The 19,336-nt window shown below is 38.8% G+C and carries 3 protein-coding genes; all 3 read left to right on the top strand.

The genetic code is table 11. The features are described from left to right. Positions 1 to 22: 22 nt before the first annotated feature. Positions 23 to 10,555: a carboxypeptidase regulatory-like domain-containing protein gene (locus tag BUB12_RS04005; RefSeq protein ID WP_072888284.1), complete on the top strand. Its 10,533-nt coding sequence runs from the start codon at positions 23 to 25 to the stop codon at positions 10,553 to 10,555. Between the two features lie 292 nt (positions 10,556 to 10,847). Further along, a complete protein-coding gene (locus BUB12_RS04000) occupies positions 10,848 to 15,467 on the top strand; it encodes a cell wall-binding repeat-containing protein (RefSeq protein WP_084063212.1) in 4,620 nt (1,539 codons plus the stop codon). A 138-nt stretch (positions 15,468 to 15,605) separates the two neighbouring features. Next, complete coding sequence (locus tag BUB12_RS03995; protein ID WP_456093736.1) at positions 15,606 to 19,220, top strand: S8 family serine peptidase; 3,615 nt, start codon at positions 15,606 to 15,608, stop codon at positions 19,218 to 19,220. The last annotated feature ends 116 nt before the right edge of the window (positions 19,221 to 19,336 follow it).

Below are 19,336 nucleotides of genomic sequence, written 5' to 3'. Positions count from 1 at the left end.
GTTATTTAAAAGAGGAGGTTTAATGGATTTGTACCGAATCAAAAAGTACCGAAGAAGTCTAGCAATCTTTATGATTGCAATTCTGATGTCTACTGTTTTATTACCTCAAAATGCTTTTGCACAAATCACACCAACACAAGAGAATGGAAACAAAACAATAGAAAAAGAACTGGAACTTGAAAAGGAATTAGAGGAATCCATTCATAAGCAAGAAGAGAATAGTGATAAAACTAGTGTTGGGATTCCAAGTTTAGCTGATAGACTAAACTTCGAAGATACAGAAACAAAAGATGAATCTCAGTTTGCAATGGATGGAAAAGTAGATAAGAAGATTATCCAAAAACTTGAAGAAGAAGAAACTGTAAACATTATTATTCGTTTGCAGGATTCAGTCGATATGAATAGCCTAATGGAAGATGTGTCAAATGTTGACGGGAAAACAGACCGTGGACAAAAGGTTATTAATCAGTTACAAAAAGTTGCTGAATCTAAACAGGGTGAATTAAAACAATTTTTATCTGAATTAGAAACAGATAATCAGGTAAGTAATGTGAAACAGTTTTGGGTGTTCAATGGAATGGCCGCAACTGTTACAAAAGATGCTTTAGGCAAAATAGCTAAACGTGATGATGTAAAATTGATTACACTTGACGTGGACATCCAATTACCTGAGACAGAAATGGAAGAAAACCCCCCAAGACTTCCAGAGTGGGGATTAGAAAAAATTAACGCCCCTAAAGTTTGGGGAGAATATGGAATTCAGGGTGAAGGGATAGTAGTTGGTATCATGGACTCTGGTGTACAAGGAGACCATGAGGCATTACGACACAACTATCGTGGAAAAGATGAGGGTCATGAGCATTCCTGGATTGACCTATCTGGTCATGGTTATTCTGAACCGACAGATGGAAATAGTCATGGTACCCATGTTGCTGGAACAGCAGTTGGTGGCGGAGAAGGAGAACCAATTGGGGTTGCTCCTGGAGCCGAATGGATAGCAGCTAAGATTTTTGATGATGGTGGTGGTACAACTGCTTCAGCGATACACGAAGCTTTCCAATGGTTTTTAGCACCAGGTGGAGATGCTAGTAAGGCTCCACACGTTGTAAATAACTCCTGGGGAAGTGCAGATACGTATCGCACTGAATTTTTAGAAGGAGTACAAGCGTGGGTTGCTGCTGGGATACTACCATTGTTCTCAGCAGGTAATGAAGGACCTGGGGCTGGAACAATTGGGTCACCAGCTAGTTTTCCTGAATCGTTTGCAATAGGGGCAACGGATCGCTTTGATCAAATTGCATCCTTCTCAAGTCGTGGGCCGGTTTATTGGCCAGATGAAAACGGCGATTCAGTGTATTATTTAAAACCAAATGTTTCCGCTCCGGGGCAACAAGTATATTCTGCTGTACCTAACGGCGGTTATGGGACTAAAAGTGGTACTTCTATGGCATCTCCACATGTTGCAGGTGCAATTGCACTATTATTACAAAGCCAGCCTGATTTAACAATTGATGAGATCAGGGAATTGCTTGAAGATACCGTTCGTACAGAGGAACATATGGGGACTTTACCAAATGATCAGTATGGAGAAGGTATAGTTGACATTTATCAAGCAGTGACGGAGGCTTCTTTTGCTGGTGAAGTAGAAGGGACGTTAACGGACCTTAATGGAGATCCAATTTCTGGCCAACTTTATTTTCCAGACGAAGAATTGACAATTGAAATTGAAGAAGATGGTGTATTTTCTTTTAAAATCCGAGAAGGAGAACATGAAGTAAAGGTTCAGGCTTTCGGATATGATTCAATTGATGACAACATAACAATTACAAAAGGCGAGATGCATGAGTTTAATTGGCAATTAGAGTCATCAGACCGATTTGATATTACAGGAACGGTAACTGTCGGTGATGGAGAAGTTGCACCTTTTGCGTATGTACGTGTAGAAGATACACCGTTAAAAACAGTAAGAACGAATGAAAATGGTGAATTCACGATAACTGGTATCCCAGAAGATGAATATACACTAGTAATTTCTGGACAAGGGTTGAAGAGAACATCAGAAACCGTGAATGTATCTAGTGATATCCATATAACAATTGAGACAGAAGCACTTGAGATGGATGGAAAAGCAGATTGGACAACATCTAAGAATAACTTTTCTAGAAATGCTGTGACAGATGCAGGGATAGATGCTGAATCATTGCAACTAAATTGGTCCTTTGACACACCAGGGGAAGTATTATTTAGTTCACCTGTTATTGCTGAAGGAAAAGTCGTGTTTACAACAGATAGGGGTTATGTTGTAGTCTTAGACCAAAATACTGGTGAAGAGTTGTGGTCTGTTGGTACTGGTAACCTAAATCGCTCAACTCCAACTGTAGTAGATGGAGTTATCTATGTTGGTGGTGGTGGAGATTATTCCGTACATGCTATTGACTTAGAAACTGGTGTTAAAAAATGGACGAGAGAGTTAGACTATCCTGCTGTTTATGAATCACCAATATATAAGGATGGAGTAATTTATATCTCTTCTTATATGGAGACTGATGCGAAAACAGTCGCATTGGATTCTGAAAATGGAAACATTATTTGGGAAAAAGTGATTGGTGATGGTGCATTCTTTGGAGCAGCACTGGGAGAAGATAATCTATTTGTTGGAACTTATGATTCTAAGACACTATCTTCACTTACCTTAGAAGATGGTGAAGAAGTATGGACAGTAACCCTTGATAATGAAGGGTTTGCTGCGAATCCAGTATATGTTGATGGAGTAGTGTACGTTGTTAGTACAAACTTTGATACCGGTACTGGAACTTTACGAGCATATGATGCAACATCAGGAGAAGAGATTTGGAAGGTGTCTGATGTTGGAAACACTGAAGCAGGTTCACCTATTATAGTTGATAACCTTGTTGTAATTGGTTCTGCTCAATTACCTGTGATAAAAGCTTTTGATAAAAATACAGGTGATTTAATTTGGGAAGCAGATAATGGTAGTGTCATGGTTAATAGTGGCTCTGTTTCAGGTGATGGACATTTATACGTAACAGATATATATTCAAGTACTTTAAAAGTATATGATGTGTATTCTGGTGAACGTTTGTACACTTATGCCTTAAATGGGTCTAGCTCGTCCGGTGTAGCATTAACTGATGGAGAAGTAGTAGTAGCAGATGAAACGAGTGTGTTTAGCTTTACTGCACCAGGAATAATCTCTGGTACAGTAACAGATGAGGAAGGGAATAACTTACAAGGTACGATTACCTTAGTGGGAACGGATGAAGCTGTTCAAATATCTGAAGATGGTTCCTATGTATTACAGGCACGCCCTGGGACCTATCAAGTAAAGGTATCTTCCTATGGATATATACAGGAAACAGAAGAAGTACAATTTGTATCTGGATATGAATTAGAAAGAGATTTCCAACTACAAGTAGCAGAAGAAGGTTCAATGTCTGGTACTGTGGTGAACAAAGAGACGAATGAACCACTTGAAGGTGTTACAGTAACAGTTTTAAATACACCTCTTGAGGGAACGACTGATGAAAATGGTGAGTTTGGTTTTTCAGATGTATATGAGGGAACATATGATGTAAAATTCCATATTCCTGGTTTTGTTGAACAAATTGTGCCAGTGACAGTAACTGGTGGAGAAGAGTCACTATTTATTCAAGAAATGCCTCCAGTGGAAGTAGCTGTTTTACATGATATGGATGGACAAATTGTACGCTTTTTAAACAGTAATAATATTTCAGCGGAAGAACATGACTGGAGTATTATCGATGATATTGGAAGCTACAATGTTGTTTATTTGAATGGTGCGTATACTTCTTCTGGACCAAAGCCTACTGAAGAACAGATTTTAGGAATTATTGAAGCGGCAAAAGAAGAAAAGGTAAGTCTTGTTTTTGCAGATAGTTGGGGCCCAAGCTATGGTAGCTTGCGCTATTTAGCAGATTTTACGGGTGATCCTAATCAATACGATTCGTACAATGGTCTAAATGCAGATATCTATTTACGAGTCGATGAAGAGCATCCAATAACAGCTGGTGTAGAAAAAGGTATTACGCAAACAACGTTAACTAATGGCTATGCAGCGTGGTTTAACCAATATTCAGGAAGACACTTAGCAACATTAGGTACATCAAGAGATGGCTTCCAAGGTTCAGGTGTAGCTTATAAAGGAGTTTCAGAAGATAGTGCACATTTGCTACTATCATCTCATGCAGCATCTCCTTGGGTATCACCTTATGATGGGTGGACAGGTACACAACAACAGATTTTCCTAAATGGAATCAACTATTTATTGGATGAAGTTGAATTTGGAAAAGTATCTGGAACAATCACAGATAGCGAAGGAAATGCATTAGAGGACATTACGATCCAAGTCGTAGATACAGGAGTATCAGTAACAACTGATGAAAATGGAGCTTATGAATTATATCATGATGAAGGTTCATTTGAAGTTGCCTTTATTGGGTCTGGACTTTCAACGCAATATGCTACAGTGGATTTTGAAAAAGGGCAACCAGTCACAGAAGATATTGTAATGGTATCAACAGAAAGTGGTACAATCTCTGGTTCAATTGTCAACAAAATGACTGGTCAAGAAATTAGGCTAGCTTCTGTTAAACTATTTGACAGAAATGATGAATTGCTGGAAGAAACCTCCAGTAATGTCAATGGTAGCTTTGAAATAACTGGCCTAAATGAAGATACGTATACCATTGAAATCTCTAACAATGGTTTTGTAACATTTATTGAGACCGTACAAGTTGGGACAGAACCAGTTTCACTAAATGTGGAACTTTATCCTGCACCGGCAGTGGCAACACTTGGTGACTATAGTTTTGGTTCTATAGGGGATGTATTAAGTGAAGTTGGTATTCGAACTAGAGATTTTGACTTGAGAGATGTTATTGAAGAACTTCCGAATTTGGATGTTGTTTTCTTTAATGAACAATCTTCCTATAGTACATCAAAAGAACTATTTGAGGAGTTTCTTGCAGTCGCAGATGAGCATGAAGTAAGTATCATCTATGGTGATACGTACTGGTCTGGTTCTGGAATTAACCATCTTGTGGAGAATTTCCAAGACCCAGAGTCACGTTCAACACATCGAGATACTAGTAATCCAGCAGGTTATCTCATTCATGAGGAAAATCCGATTTTTGGTGATGCTGAAGCTGGAGAATTTGTAGAAATAATGATCCCTTCCGCAAGTAGTGTAGGTTCGTTTGAAGGGTACTCTGGTATAACTATTGCCGATGTAACCCATGGTGGTAATGAATCAACACATGGAGCTGGTGTTGCATTCAAACCAAGAACAGCAGGAAGTATGGAACTTCTAATGAGTGGTCATGGGACATCCTTCACTCATGATACTAGGGATTATACGGACAAAGGGAATGAGATGTTCATTAATGCAATCCTATGGGCTGCATATATTGAGTACAATTCTGTTGAAGGAATCGTAACAGATCAAGACGGAAATCCATTGGATGCGCAATTAAATTTAAGGGGAGAAGTTGACCAAGAAACAAGTACGAATCCAGAAACAGGGAACTTCTCTATTGGAAGCCTTGATGGTGAATATGAGTTAGAGGTTAACTCTTTTGGATATCAGACTTACACTCAAACAATAACTATTGATGAAAATATGGAAGAATTATCAATTGAAATGGTTGTTGATGAGAGTGTCGGATCAATTGAGGGAACATTTATTGACGAAAATACGTTGGAAGGAATTGAAGGAGCGCAAGTTGATGTAATAGGTCAACCTCGTTCAGAAGTGACTGACGTAAGTGGAGAATTCGTGGTAGAAAATCTTCTTCCTGGTACTTACACGTTATTAGTCAATGCAGATGGTTATGTTGTGCAGGAATTTGATATTGAAGTCCAGGAAAATGAAGCAACAACATTTGAACGTACAATGAAGCCTTCTCCAAAAGTTGGAGTAGTTGTGGATACAGATCCATCAAGATACTTGTCAGTAAAAGACTATTTAACATCTAGAAATTACATTGTGGAAGATATCTTCTTCACGGATCTTGATAAAATCGAAGAAATGGATTTAGTGTTTGTGAATTCTGATTACGATAACAGTCTAATACCAGAAGAAGACGAATTTATCGCATTCACTAAAGAACTGGATCGTACGGAAACACCGGTTATTTGGACAGGTAGTAATGGTCCTAGAGGTGGCATTCGCTTCTTAATCGATTACTTTGGGGATCCAGAAGTAGAAAATAGAGGAACAAATTCTACATCAAATCGTGAAATGACAGCAACCAAAGTTCAAGATCATCCGATTCTTGATGGTGTGACATTTGATGAAAATAATCAACTACTATTTGATAGTTATTATTACTATGGCTTTGAAGGGTATACAGGAACAACAATTGCAACGATTGCCAATGAAAGTCAAGGTGAATTAGGTTCATTCGTAGCTTATGGCGGTCGTACGATGAATAGTGTAGAAGTATTATTATCAACTATGACATTTGGTCATGGCTTTTCAGATGACCAGTACTTCGACAAGGATCGGGAGCGAATTATTAATAATGCAATCACATTTGCATTAGAAAATGATGAGCCTTTAGTTGGTGAAGTTCGTGGAACGGTTAAAAATAACTTTGAACGTGAGGTATTCTCAACTGTTACGGTTGAAGAAACAGGCTATACGTTAGATACAGAACAAGATGGAAGCTTTTTCATTGGTCTGGATGATGGAACGTACACCCTAACAATTGAAGCGTTTGGCCATACTACTGAAAGCTTTGAAGTGGAAGTAGAGCGTGGTCAAGTTGTTGAAGAGTCGTTTGTGCTTCAATCGGAAGATGCTGGTATCTTAAAAGGAAGTGTGACAGCAGTAGATACGGGAGAAGGTGTTGAAGGGGCAACTGTTCAGTTGGTTGGTACTCCAATACAAACACAAACAGATGAAGATGGTAATTATGAGTTCCAAGCACCAACAGGAACTTACCAAGTACGTGTAACTGCAAATGGGTACACCCCAGTTGTAGTAAATGAAACGGTCAATAATGGAGAAGAAACTGTTGTCGATTTCGCTTTAACGATATCAGAAAAAATTGCGTTTATGACAACATCGTATAATCAGTCAAGAGCAATTCCATTCCTTGAAGAACAAGGTTATGAAGTGGATTTCTGGTTAAATTCTGATATTGACCAGTTGATGGAGGAAATGGAGGAATATGCGTTAATTATCTTTAATGATCGTCATACCTCTAGTACTCCAGAAGCGAAGTTTAAAGAGTTTGTTGAGTTGGCAGATGAATATAATGTAAGTATGATTTTCCCAGGCCAATTTAATAATGGTACGATTCGCTATTTATCTGACTTTTATGGTGACCCAGAATCAGATATTAGTGACTTTGAACCAGACTTTATTAATTATACGGTTCTAGAAAATCATCCAATTTTTGAAGGCTTTGAAGTTGGAGAAGAGATTCGAATTCTTGCACGCGAAGGAAGTAACCAACAGTATTATGCCTTTGAAAATTATAGCGGTACAACAATTGCTGATATTAGCCATGATGAATTAGGAAGGCTTGGTGCCGGATTGGCATACGACTTTAGAACTTCCAGCAGTGTCCATGTATTATTAGGAAGCTTGCATATTGGTTCTTATGGTCATCCGGAAGACCGATGGAATGAAGACACGAAACGAATTTACATCAATGCAATCGATTGGGCATTATCTGCAAGTCTTGGTGAGGTATCTGGAACGGTAGTTGATGAGGATAACAATCCAATTTCAGGAGCAACCATTTCTATTCCTGAAGAAAACTTATCTACACAAACTAATAGTAATGGTGAGTATCGTTTAGGGGTAGGTATTGGTGAACATGAAGTAACCGTTCAAGCTAAAGGATATGTACCACAGTCTGAGTCAATTGAAATTGAAGAGTTAGGACATGTTGTAGAGCTAGACTTCGAATTACAGAGAACGGATAGAGCTTCACTATCTGGAACTGTTACCGATGTCGATGGTGAAGGTCTTGAGGAAGTTACGGTCACTTTAAATGAAATTGGTGGTGACTTTGAAGAAGTTAAGGTAACTAATGCAGAAGGATACTATCAATTTGATGAACTATTAGATGGTGACTATGAATTGACAGTAGAAGCAAATGGTTATCAAACTATTACGGATACAGTTACTCTTGAAGTAGGGCAATCAGTAGAGCGTGATTACACATTGAGTGAATTTAATATTGCTGTATTAGGTGATATTAAGGATAACCTCGTCTCCTTCTTAGCAGATCATGATTATGCAGCGCAGAATCGTGATTGGAATATTGTAGACGATGTTTACAACTATTCATTAATTATTGTAAACTCCAAAGATGCATCAGAGGAACAGTTAAATCAATTGATTAATGAAGCTGATGAATATGAAACGAGCTTAATATTTGTTGATACTTGGGGTGTCGATGGTTCCATACCTTTATTAGAAGAGGTGTTTGGACAACCGAACCGAACGGAGCAAGGCTATAATGAAGGTGCGGTTTACATTGAAACTCAAAGTGAACATGAGATTTTTAACGGTCTAACTGAAGAAAGTATTAAGATTCACAGTGAAACAAGTCCATATGCTGCTTTTGAAAATTATGAAGGTATAACATTGGCGAGCCTTGTTGTCGATGGAGAAAATAAAGGAGATACCATAGCATATGATTTCCGTGGTGAAAACCATATGCACTTACTATTATCTTCCTTTGCTGTCAACAATATGATTGGTCCAAACCAAGGATGGACAGAACAAGGAAAGCAATTGTTCTTAAATGCAGTAGGTTGGGCGAGAGATGCTAAGCAAGATTTACCACAAGTTCCTGAATGGGAAAATGAAGAAGATATTCTGACAAGTGGTGATATTGTATTATCCGGTACTGGTGAATATCGTAGCACGGTAACTATCAGTCATGGGGATGAAGTGCTAGCTGAAATAGTACCGAATCATGATGGTACATTTACAGCTGAAATTACGAATCTTGATCATGGCGAATATGATTTAGTTTTAGCATCAAGTAATTTCGCTGGAACAGTAACACAAGAAAATACAGTTCATGTAATTGTGGATAAACATGCGCCTGAATTAGAATTGACTTCTCCAAGTGACCATTTAATAACTAATAAGGAAGTTGTTGATGTAACTGGTACTGTTGCTGATGATAATTTACATGAGGTATTCGTTAATGATGAGCTTGTATCTGTATTAGAAGATGGTTCCTTTGATACAAGAGTTATTTTAGAAGAAGGTACAAACATTGTAACAATTACAGCAATGGATCTAGTAGGAAATGTCACTACAATTGAAAGAACTGTAACTCTAAGTCTTGGTGGACCTGAGATTACAGAGGTTAGCCCACAGGAAGATATGTACTTGGTTCCAGGTGAGGAAGTTGAAATCCGTTTAGTTAGCGATGCTGAAAATGGTGATGCTACCTACAGTATAAAATTACCTGGTCAAAACACACCACAATCAAGTAGTGATAATGTGATGGAAGAAATTGAGCCAGGTGTATATGCTGCTACATGGGTAGTACCTACAAATCTCGAGATAAATGGTGCGATTATTGAAGTTTCTTTAACTGATATTGCTGGCAATACGACTAAAGTAGAAACACCAGGTAAATTATTTGTTTCTTCTGAGCAAATCGAACGTTTATCTGGCGAATTGCGCTACGAAACAGCTGTAGAAATTAGTAGAGAAGGCTTTGATACCGCAGAAACGGTTGTTCTTGCTCGTGGAACGGAATTTGCTGATGCTCTAGCTGGAGTACCACTCGCATTCAAGCTAGATGCTCCAATTCTATTAACTCGAAGTGATGAGTTATATTCTGCAACCTTAGACGAAATTCATCGCTTAGGTGCTAGTAAAGTAGTGATTCTTGGAGGAACAGGTGCGATTAATGAAGATGTAGAAGCAGAGCTTGAAGCAGAAGGATTGAATATTCGTCGCATCGCTGGAGAAAATCGCTATGCAACAGCAGCGTTAATAGCAGAAGAAGTAGCGCCAGATGGAATTGAGCAAGCAATTGTTGCAAATGGCAGAGACTTCCCTGATGCACTATCTGCAGCAACACATGCAGCGAAGGCTGGTATGCCAATTCTGTTAACTAGACCTGATAGTTTACCTGAGGAAACAGCAAGTGTTGTAGAAACGCTTGGTGTAACGGAAACAATTATTGTTGGTGGCTATGAAGTAGTAACAGAGGAAGTAGCGGCACAACTACCAGCAGTAGAAAGACTCCGTGGAACGAATCGTTATGAAACTAACATAGTAGTAAATGATTATTTTGGAGTCGATAACAACCATTTATATGTTGCAACCGGAAAACAATATGCAGATGCTTTAACAGGTGCTGTATTAGCTGCAAAGAATGATAGTACAATTGTTTTAGTAAGTACAAATATTCCTGAAGACGTAGCTGCATTCATTGAAAATAACGACACCTACCGATTAACTGTTTTCGGTGGAGAAGGTGCGATCAGTTCCGAAGTAGTAGATGGTCTAGAGATGTTATTACCATAATGTTAAGAAAAGATTAACAGATTGTTAGTTTAATAGAGAGCCGAACTAATTCTTGAATGAGATGAATTAGTTCGGTTTTTCTTTTTGTAAAGCATAGGCATTAGCTACTAGGACCTTATCTTTAATTTTTGAAAATTAAAATAAAATGATAGTTAACATGCACATTTCTATGAAAATTTAAACTATAATAATAACTGTAACCCAAGAATCGACAACCAATAGCTAGTCTAAAAAGAAAGAGGTGAATATTTTAATTCTAAAACAAACCAACTATTAAAATAGGAGTGTTAAGATGAGGAGAAACTATAAGTTTAACCGGAATTTGTCACTTATGCTCATCATAGTGATGATTATTGGACTGTTTGCCCCTTTTGGTACATTAGCACAACCAAAATCAATCGATCCTAATGTACAAGGGACAAGCCAGAATAAAATACAAGCAGAGCTTTTGGAACAATTTAATGAAGAGAAATATGTACAGTATCTAGTATTGTTACATGATCAAGTAGATTCTGAAAAAGTTGCTTTGCAAGCTGAGAAAGAAGCTAATCAATTAAATCTATCCAAGGATGAAGCAAAACTTTCTAAACGTCAAGCAATAGTATCTACCTTACAAGAAAATGCCAAGAAATCACAAAAAAATATATCCAATTTTTTAACTAAGGAGAAAAAGTCTGGTAAAGTTAAAGAATTTCAAAATTATTTTATTGTGAATGGATTTGCTGTTAAAGGTAATAAAGCATCTGTAGAAGAGATTGCTAAATTACCAGAAGTAAAATCCATTGTAATGGATGGAAAGCAACAACTTACCCCAATCGATGTGGATGATGAATCCATTCTAGTAGCAGACACTAATTCTGATGATGACATCGAATGGCATGTTGATAGAATTGGTGCACCAGAGGTTTGGGATAGAGGAATAACAGGAGAAGGTACAGTAGTTGGGAATATCGATAGTGGAGTAGATGTAAACCATCCAGCATTACTAGAAAAATACCGAGGATACAATCCAGGTGACCCTGATAATTTGTCCCATGAATTTAACTGGTATGATGCTGCAAGTAATATTGGTTCACCAGTTGATTCTGATGGCCACGGAACCCATACAATGGGAACGATGGTTGGGCAGGAAGCGGATGGAACAAATAAGATTGGTGTAGCACCAGGTGCAAAATGGATTGCTGCTAGAGCGTTTGCACATGATACTGCTTATGATTCTGATATCATCGAGGCAGCTCAGTGGATGTTAGCACCACTTGATGAGAATGGTGTGCCACATCCAGAGATGGCACCAGATGTTATCAATAACTCATGGGGAGGAAATCCAATTAACAATGATTGGTTCCGTCCAATGGTACAAGCATGGCGTGCTGCAGAGATTGTTCCGGTATTCTCTATTGGGAATGCAGGATTATTTAACCCAGGAGCAGGTCCAGGAACTGCATCCGCACCAGGTAACTATCCAGAATCCATAGGTGTTGGGGCAACAGATGAAAACGATGACCTTGCTAGTTTTTCATTAAAAGGACCAACAGAATCAGGGGAGATGAAGCCTGATATTGCAGCGCCAGGGGTAAACGTTCGTTCATCCATTCCTGGTGAAACTTGGGATACGTTCGATTACGACAGCTATAACGGTACTTCTATGGCAGCGCCTGCAGTTGCTGCAACAGCATTATTGATGCTAGAGGCAGACCCGTTATTAACTGTAGATGAAATTGATAATATATTAAAATTAACTGCAGTACCAAAAACAAATGAAGAGTATACTGAAACACCTAACAATGCATTTGGTTATGGATTATTAGATGCAAATGCTGCTGTTAATGCGGTAGAACAAGGCATTGCAACAATCAGTGGCCAAGTCGTTGCTCCTGGTGGAGATGAAATACCACCGACATTTGAACATGAACCACGTGAAGTAGTATTCATTGGAGAAGAAGCTCATTTCACGATAAGAGCAATGGATAATCTAAGTGTAAATAAAGTAACATTACATATCGAATATGATGACGGGGAACACGTAACCTATGATACGTACCGCACAGAAGGTGATCACTTAGATGGAACGTATGAAGTCTACTTACCACCAGAGCATATCTTTGGTGAGTTGCTAGAATATTGGTGGGAAATTGAAGAATTCAGTGGTGAATCTTTCGTTAGTGACCATTATGAAGTGGAAATTAAAGAAGCTGTTACAGATGGATATGTAGAAGACTTTGAATCGTATCCAGATGGCTGGTTTTCATTTGGAACCTTTAATTCTTGGGAATGGGGTGTTCCAGAATATGGCCCTGAGGGAGCTGCATCAGGTGACAAAGTAATGGGAACAAACCTTCGCGGTCAATATAGCATGAATTCCAACATGACATTGGTGATGCCACCTGTTATTCCAGAAGAAGGAACTCAATTACGCTTTAACCAGTGGTATAGCTTGAGTTGGTTTGGATGGGATAAAGGGATTGTCTATGTATCAACGGATAATGGACAAACATGGGAACAAGTATTTAGTAATACAGAGGACAACGAAAATTGGCATGAAGTAGGTATTAGTCTATCGGATTATGCTGGCCAAAAGATTCTTGTTGCCTTTAACTTAACGAGCTTAGATAACGAATTCCCAGGCTGGTATATTGATGACGTACAATTAGTCAATAACAGTACGGCATCAACTGATGAAGCACCTACTGGTGAATTAACACAACCATTTGCTGAAAAGGATAATAAATCGTATCCTTCAGCAACAGAAGTAGAAGTGGCTGAAGTAGTACCAATGTACAATGAGTCACTTCCAGTAGAAGCAACAGTTAAAGTTGTCGAAACAGGATGGGAAACAAAAACTAACCCACAAAATGGTGAATTTGTAATTAATCATGAACCAGGTGAATATACGTTAGAAGTAGTGGCGTATGGATATGAATCCCATACAGAAACAGTTACTCTTACAGAAAACGGAGTAGTTCAACCTGAAATTGAGTTAACGTCGCTACCGAAACAAACCATTTCTGGTCAAATTGAAAATTCAGATGGTGCTGCTATAGAAAATGCGCAAGTTTTCTTGTTAGAAGATGACAATGTAACACCGGTGAAATCTGATGTAAAAGGTAACTATAGCCTTGAGGCATTAGCTGGAACCTATACATTGAAGGTTTATGCGGACGGGTATTATGCATTAACGGAAGAAATTACCGTAGTAGAGGGAGAACCTATTAATCTTAATATTCATCTAGGTGCTTTTAATAGTACGGAGGCTTCTGAGATTTATTATGATAATGGTGACTGGGATAAAAACATTGTCTGGGGTAAAGAAGATAGTGGTTTTGCTGTTAGAATGTCATTAGAAGAAGGACAAGACGCAGCAATGCTTACAGGTGCAAAATTACAATTCTGGGCAGGTCATGTTCCTGTACCAGGAGGAGAAGATATTCGTATTTCTGTTTATGATGCAACTGGAGAAGATGGAAAGCCAGGTAATAAAATAGCTGGACCTATTGATGCAACTGCTGTACGTGATTTGTATCAATGGACAGAGGTTGATTTATCTGAGCATGGTATTGTGGTAGAAGGCGATTTCTACATTCTTTATCAACAAACTGATGACTACCCATATGTTCCTAGTTTTGTAGCAGATGGTGACAGCGAGAATTGGACAGGCAGAAGCTGGGATTACTTTGGTGGAGAATGGTATCAATCTGACCAAAGCTATGGAAATTACATGATCCGTGCTGTTGTGGATTATGGGGAACAAGAAGCAATTCCTGATATTGATACACCAGTAATTACATCACCAGAATCAGGTTTAGAAACAAGTAAACAAACACTTAGTTTACAAGGTACTGCTTCATCCTTTACAACAATACAAGTATTGAATAATGGGGAAGTAGCAGGTACAGCAAATGTAAATAAAGAAGGGAAGTTCTCTGTTTCTGTTGATTTAACAGAGGGTGAAAACAACTTGAAAGCTGTTTCACTATACAATGGCAAGCCTGTGAAAGAATCTGATTCGGTTCTTGTTACATTTGTTGGTGAAAAGCTAGAAAGGCTTTCTGGAGAGTTAAGATATGAAACAGCCGTTGAAATTAGTAAAGAAGGCTGGGATTCTTCAGATACAGTTGTATTAGCGCGTGGAACGGAATTTGCGGATGCATTAGCAGGTGTACCACTTGCTCATTCATTAAATGCACCAATTCTATTAACCCGAAGTGATGAACTATATCCTGCAACGCTAGAAGAAATTGAACGCCTAGGGGCAACGAAAGTAGTCATCCTTGGAGGGACAGGTGCAATTAATGAACATGTTGAAATGGAACTTGAAGGTGAAGGATTAAACGTGCGTCGTATTGCTGGGGAAACTCGCTTTGAAACAGCAGCACGTATTGCTGATGAAGTAGCTCCAGAAGGAAGTGATAAAGTAGTAGTAACGAATGGCCGTGATTTTCCGGATGCTTTATCTGTTGCAAGTCACGCAGCAGTTGCAGGGATGCCAATTTTACTAACACGTCCTGATAGTTTACCAGATGCTACGGCTGATGCAGTTGACACTCTTGGTGTAAGTGAAACGTATGTAGTCGGAGGTTATGAAGTAGTGACAGACGAAGTTGTGGCTGAATTGCCTGATGTGGAAAGACTACGAGGAACCAATCGGTATGAAACGAACCTAGTAGTAAATGAACATTTTGGGGTAGACAATAATCACCTCTATGTGGCTACAGGGAAACATTATGCCGATGCCTTGGCTGGTGCAGTACTTGCAGCGAAAAATGACAGTACAATTGTGCTAGTAAGTACCGATTTACCAGAGGGTGTTGCAGACTTTATCACCGAAAATCATACTTTAAGATTAACAATCTTTGGTGGAACAGGAGCAGTGAGTTCAACTGTTGCTGATTCTTTAGAACAATTATTACCATAAATCTTTGACATCACAGAACTCACTTTTATTAGAAAGTGAGTTCTGTGTATTATAAAAGCTATCAATCAAGGAGGAAATCATTTGCGAAGAAATAATACGTATTCATTAAAAGTTTTTAGTGTACTAACAGCTTTCTTAATGTTCTTCACACTCATTACTCCTGCTTTTGCAGAAGGTACTACTAGTAACAAACGTGTTTTACATGAATCTAGCGAAAATGCAGTTAGTAAGCTCAGTAATCGCTTGATAAGCCAATTTGATGAAGACGAAAAGGTTACATTTTTAGTTAAGTTTAAAGAAAAGGCAGACACCGATAAAGTGGTTAAAGAGGCGAAAAGGAATGCTTCTATTAATAATTTATCGGAACAAAAGACTGAGTTTGTTCAGCGTTCGTCTGTTGTGAGTGCTTTAAAGGAAACAGCGATGGTAGAACAGAAGAAAGCAATGAAATTATTAGAGAATGAAATGATTAAAGGAAAAGTAGATTCAGTTCATTCTTATTTCATTGTCAATGCTCTAGCCGTTACTGCAACAAAAGAGATTGCAGAGAAAATGGCAATATTGCCTGAAGTTGAGAAAGTATTACCAAACGAAAAAAGGCAATTAACGCTACCAGTTTCCGATTCAGAAACAGCCCCTAGCTCTGACCAAGAAAATGTCGAATGGAATGTGGAAAAGCTAAATGTTCCAGAAGTTTGGGAGATGGGGTTAGATGGGGCAGGCACTGTTGTAGCAAGTATTGATACTGGTGTTCAATGGGACCACCCAGCTCTTAAGGAGAAATATCGTGGATATGATGCAGATACAGGTACAGTAAATCATGATTTTAACTGGTTCGACGCAACAGCTGGGTTGACTGAACCATATGATGACCAAGGGCACGGGACACACGTAACTGGAACAATGGTCGGAAGTGAACCAGATGGTACGAATCGGATTGGAGTAGCTCCTGGTGCAAAATGGATAGGTATAAAAGCATTTGGGGCAGATGGAACAGCCACGGATGAAAGCCTATTAGCTGCTGCAGAATGGATTATGGCACCGACCGATTCGGAAGGAAATGTAAGGGTTGATCTTGCTCCAGATATTGTCAATAACTCTTGGGGTGGTGGTCCTGGACTTGATGAATGGTATCGAGAAGTTGTAACACAGTGGAGAAATGCCAATATATTCCCAGTCTTTGCAGCTGGAAATGTAGACAATGACAATCGAGGAGGCCCTGGTTCTGTTGCGACTCCAGCAAATTACCCAGAATCCTTTGCTGTTGGAGCATTAGATATTGGTGATGATGTTGCTAGTTTTTCACTAAGGGGACCTTCGCCATACGATGAAATCAAGCCAGAGGTAACGGCACCTGGGCAAGTAATTCGCTCTGCTGTACCTGGTGACGGATACTATGAAAACAGTGGTACATCGATGGCAGCACCAGCTGTGAGTGGAGTCATTGCTTTAGTAAAGCAAGCCAATAGTAATCTGGATGTCGATGAAATAGAAACTATTTTATTAAATACTGCTGTCCCTTTAACCGATGAGGAATATCCAGAAACACCGAATAATGGCTATGGATATGGGAAAGTAGATGCCCAAAATGCTGTATTAGCAATTGATGAAGGTGTCGCAACAATTGAGGGAACAGTCACGGAGTTAGTTGATGGAACTGCAAACCCATTAAGTGCACAAGTAAGCTTCCTAGGTAAAAATCGTTCCGTTAACACAAACCCTGACGATGGTTCATTCTCAATGAATTATGCAGCTGGTGAACATACTTTATTAATAGAATCATACGGTTACTATTCAGTAGAAGAATCTATTAATCTAGTAGCAGATGAAGTATCAGAAGTGAATGTAACGTTAGAAAAAATTCCGGAAACAACGATTGCTGGAACGATTATCGACCAAACAACAGGTGAACCAATAGAAGGTGCTAATTTATTATTGGTAGAAGATGCAAACATAGCGCCTGTACAAACAAATGAAAACGGATTATATGAGATTACGGCCTATGAAGGTGATTATACATTAAGAGTGTCAGCTAGTGGATATGTACCGAAAGAAGTTGATGTATCATTCACACAAGAAAATAATGAATATACAGTTGAGCTTGAACCTTTCTATAGCTATCCTGGTGGGGAACTAGCATATGATGATGGGGATGGTGAAGGAGGTAGTTGGTTCTTAGAAGCTGGAAATGCCTGGGGAGTTAGAATGTCATTAGATGAAGGGCAAGAGAAAGCTCTAGTAACAGAAGGGAAGTTCTTATTTGCGCCACGCGGTGGAGATGATTTTCAAGTTGTAGTGATGGATTCAAGTGGATCAAATGATGCCCCAGGTGAGATAATTGCTGGTCCGTATGATGCAACTGCAGTAAAAAATGGTGAATGGACCACGGTTGATCTTAGTAATTATGGGATTATTGTAGAAGATGATTTCTATATGGTTTATATCCAATCTGAGGGAAGGGAAACAGCTCCTCGATTACAAAATGATAAAGACGAATTTACCTATAGAAGTTGGGAAATGTACAAAGGGTATTGGTATCCGTTAGAACCCAACTTTTTAACAGGAAATAAAATGATTCGTGCTGTCGTTGAATATGAGGTTGATGAACCAGTAATTACTTCACCACAAAACAATGAATTTTTTACTGAAAATAGCACGGTGACAGTTGAAGGTACAGCCTCGCCAACGACAACGATCCATTTAGAAAATAATGGAGAAGATGTAGGTACGGCTAATATTAGAGATGATGGTAGTTTTTCAGTTGAGGTTGAATTATCGGAAGGGCTTAATGAATTACAAGCTATCTCTAAACAGGGTGGAAAAGTAACCGGTAAATCGGATGTAGTAAAGGTGTCGGTTGTACCAGAGGAACCGGTTCAACGACTATCAGGTGAGATTCGATATGATACGGCTATAGCGATTAGTCAAGCCGGATGGTCACAAGCAGATACCGTTGTGTTATCTCGTGGTTTAGAGTTTGCTGATGCTTTAGCTGGTGTTCCATTAGCAGAAAAATTAAATGCACCAATTTTACTAACTAGAAGTGATGAATTATATGCTGATACACTAGCAGAAATTGAACGATTAGGTGCAAGCAAAGTGGTAGTGCTTGGTGGAACTGGGGCAATTAGTGATGATGTAACAGCAGAATTAGAAGCATCAGGATTAGATATCGAACGACTTGCAGGTGAAACGCGCTATGAAACAGCAGCTCTTATTGCTGAGAAAGTAGCACCAAATGGTTCCGAACAAGTTGTTGTAGCAAGTGGCAGAGATTTCCCTGATGCCATGTCTGTTGCAGCACATGCTGCTAATGAGGGGATGCCAATCTTATTAACTCGTCCTAATGAATTACCAGCTGCTACTTCTACTGCAATTGAAAATCTAGGAACTACTGACACACTTATCGTTGGTGGTTATGATGTAGTTACTGATGAGGTTGCATCAGCATTGCCAGGAGTAGATAGAGTGCGTGGAGAAGATCGATATGCTACGAATCTAGCAATCAATGATTACTTTGGTTTAGAAAGTCGTCATGTGTTTGTTGCAACAGGGAAAGAATTTGCTGATGCTTTAACAGGTGCTGTGCTTGCTGCAAAACATAATAGTTCAATTCTATTAGTGGATGATCAAGTTTCGGATGGATTATCTGATTTCATTACCGAAAACGGTTCTCTTCAAATGACTATATTTGGTGGTACAGTTGCGATTGATGAAGAAGTTTATGATCAATTACAACAGTTACTTCAATAAAATGAGATGAAGGGAAGGCATGACTAATTATGGTCATGTCTTCTTTTTTGATAAATAATATTATAAATATTATTACAATTCATAACGTTCGGTAGAAAATTATCCTATTTTATCGT

Origin of the sequence: Ornithinibacillus halophilus, assembly GCF_900129485.1 — a bacterium.
Taxonomy (GTDB): domain Bacteria; phylum Bacillota; class Bacilli; order Bacillales; family Amphibacillaceae; genus Ornithinibacillus; species Ornithinibacillus halophilus.
The sequence above is the reverse complement of the archived record's forward strand: the minus strand, read 5'-3'. Positions and strand labels throughout refer to the sequence as shown.

Coding starts and splice junctions, on each gene's coding strand:
- BUB12_RS04005 (WP_072888284.1), top strand. CDS start 23: ATGGATTTGTACCGAATCAAAAAGTACCGAAGAAGTCTAGCAATCTTT.
- BUB12_RS04000 (WP_084063212.1), top strand. CDS start 10,848: ATGAGGAGAAACTATAAGTTTAACCGGAATTTGTCACTTATGCTCATC.
- BUB12_RS03995 (WP_456093736.1), top strand. CDS start 15,606: ATGTTCTTCACACTCATTACTCCTGCTTTTGCAGAAGGTACTACTAGT.